Source organism: Streptomyces sp. NPDC088354, assembly GCF_044753585.1.
Lineage (GTDB): Bacteria > Actinomycetota > Actinomycetes > Streptomycetales > Streptomycetaceae > Actinacidiphila.
On record NZ_JBIVNJ010000151.1, the window covers coordinates 1 to 1,771 of the forward strand.

Here is a 1,771-nt window from a genome sequence, read left to right on the forward strand (position 1 = left end):
GGGTGCCGACGAGGGCCACAGCGGCTGTAGCGGCTGCTCGGAAAGCGGTACGCTTCTTCATAACTCTCTCTCGCTTTTCAGCTACTTTTGACAAAAGGTCATCGCAAGAGCGCTTATTTCTACCGCGCGCCGTTGATGGACACCCGGAAAACCATACGTCGTCCTGCCGTGCACCAGAGCAAAGACATGCTGCGGGAAACGGTCCGAGCCGCTACCGCGAGAGCGATACCGTGGGCGAAAACAGAATATGCGCGCCATTTAGCCGATCTTCTGCCCCAGACGACCAAAGGCCAGCTCTCCCTGTGTGAACCCGGGTTCACACAGCTGGCTACAAAATCCAGGTGAAGCTGCGCGCCAGCATAGTACCCGACCAGGCGCATCTCCACAAGGATCGTTACTGTTACAGAACAAGGAATATTGTCATCCGGTCGTTTTCAGAATCACATAGCTTCCAGACATCCCAGGTGCCCCGGAAGCGTGTTGAGCAGCTCATCGAGCCGGACGCGTCGGCACAGATGTCAACCTGGGTCAGTTCGTGGACAATGCCCGTTGTCGGGCCGACAAGCTCACCGAGGAACGATGCACGGAACTCGACGCGCTCGGCATGCGCTGGTAGCCCCCGCAGCCGTGTCACTCAGCTCGGCCGGGACCCCACAGGAGTCCCGGCCCCGCCCTGTATGGCGCCGTGTACGGCCCGCTGACGCCAAGCGGAAATCCCGTACGGCTGCTGCCACGAGGCGCCGCACGGGCCGTGCAGGCTGTTCTGCCCGGGGCGTTCCCGGGCATGTGCTGCACTCGGTCAGGTGGGCGTCGAATGGGCGTGACGCCAACTGCAGTTCGTCGTTGAGTGAGCGACTGTAGATCACCTAGCAGGGGACCCCGGGCCGGCATGACCCGGGGTCCCCTGCTGTCGGCTCACGACATTTTGGCGGGGGCTGGCGGTACCACGTGGGCGCGGGCAGTGTTTTTGATCTCGGCTCTGAGGTGCGTCCGGTGATGGCTTGATCGCGAGGTGGTAGGTGGTCTGAGTCACTACGCTGAGCGCCTTCACCTCGGGAGGTTCGGTTGGTACAGGGGAGCGCACTCGGGCAGGACTTCCGGCGGCTGTGGGGTGCGTATGCGGTCAGCGCAGTGGGCAGTGCCGTCGGCATGGGGGCGTTGCCGCTGATTGCCCTCCTGGTGCTGGATTCCTCTGCGTTCCGGGTCTCTTTGCTGGCTGCGTTGTCCGCAGTGGCCAGTGGGGTGATCGCTTTGCCGCTCGGGGTGCATATTGAGCACCAGTACAAGCGGCCGGTCATGATCACTGCCGATCTGGCCCGCTGTGTGCTGCTGGCGAGCGTTCCGGTCGCCATGGCTTTCGGCAGGCTCACCTTCGCCCAGCTGTGTGTCGTCGGAGTTCTCCAGACGGCGGCATCTGTCGCGTTCAGCGCGGCGAGTGGGGCGCATTTGAAGGCACTTGTCCTGCCCGAGTACCGTCTTCGTGCCAACAGTCTGTTCGAGACGACCAACTGGATCAGCGTCAGCGCCGGACCGCCCGTCGGCGGGCTTCTGATCGGAGAATCCGGCCTCCTGACGCAGCCAGTCGTCAACAGCAGTGCGCAACGCTGTGGGGCCCGAAGCATGCCGAGCCCCACAGCAATTTTGTTGCCGCCGCACCATGAGCAGCCGCACCCCACCCTCCGTCCCGCAATGGCCTCCCGCCCGGTGCAGGCGCATCCTGAAAGAGCGGCCCCGCTTGGAAAGGCTGCCCCCTTGGCCCAGAGCGGGACCG

General features: G+C 63.7%; 1 protein-coding gene. It reads left to right on the forward strand.

Annotated elements, in window-relative coordinates:
- Positions 1 to 1,131: 1,131 nt before the first annotated feature.
- Positions 1,132 to 1,771, forward strand: a 640-nt coding sequence (locus ACIP98_RS42400) for an MFS transporter (RefSeq protein WP_401982228.1), incomplete at its 3' end; no start/stop codon positions are given.